The sequence below is a fragment of the Glutamicibacter sp. BSL13 genome, assembly GCF_052928425.1.
The window spans coordinates 1-1,071 of record NZ_JAVGCZ010000218.1; the positions used below are offsets into that span (position 1 = coordinate 1).

The window sequence follows — 1,071 nt, forward strand, 5'->3', positions numbered from 1 at the left end:
GACCCCGGATGGGGATTACCAGACGTACAAGGCCGAGTCCGGCGCGTTCGTGCGTGAGCATTTCTTCGGTCAGCGCCCGGAAACCAAGGAACTGGTCAATCACCTGTCCGATGATGAGATCTGGAATTTGAAGCGTGGCGGGCATGACTACCACAAGGTGTATGCCGCGTATAAGGCCGCGACCGAGTTCAAGGGCAAGCCCACGGTGGTGCTGGCCAAGACGGTCAAGGGGTATGGTTTGGGCCCGCATTTCGAGGCCCGTAACGCGACCCACCAGATGAAGAAGCTGACCTTGGAGGACCTGAAGGGGTTCCGTGATCATTTGCGGATCCCGATCACCGATGAGCAGCTGGAAGCCGACCCGTACCTGCCCCCGTACTACCGCCCCTCCCAAGACTCCGAGGAGCACCAGTACCTGATGGACCGGCGGGCCGAACTGGGCGGGTTTTTGCCCGAACGCCGCCCGCACAACGAAACCCGGATCAGCCTGCCCGGGCAGAAGTCCTATGAGATCGCCAAGCGCGGGTCGGGCAAGCAGATGGCCGCGACCACGATGGCGTTCGTGCGTTTGCTCAAGGACTTGATGCGGGATAAGGACTTCGGGCACCGGATCGTGCCGATCGTGCCGGATGAGTCGCGCACGTTCGGGATGGACTCGTTCTTCCCCACCAAGAAGATCTACAACCCGGCCGGGCAGAACTACCTGTCGGTGGACCGTGACCTGGTGCTGGCGTACAAGGAATCGGCCTCGGGGCAGTTGATCCATCCCGGGATCAACGAGGCCGGGGCGGTGGCCTCGTTCACCGCGGCCGGGACCTCGTATGCCACCCACGGTCAAGCGTTGATCCCGATCTACGTGTTTTACTCGATGTTCGGGTTCCAGCGCACCGGGGACGCGTTCTGGGCGGCAGCGGATCAGATGACCCGCGGGTTCGTGATCGGTGCGACCGCTGGACGCACCACCCTGACCGGTGAGGGGCTGCAGCACGCTGATGGGCATTCCCCGCTGCTGGCGTTGACCAACCCGGCGGTGGTGGCCTACGACCCGGCCTACGGGTACGAGATCGGGCA

Annotated in this window: 1 pseudogene; it reads left to right on the plus strand. The window is 63.3% G+C overall.

The features are described from left to right. Positions 1 to 1,071: pseudogene (locus RCJ92_RS15955) on the plus strand (pyruvate dehydrogenase (acetyl-transferring), homodimeric type); the annotation flags it as partial.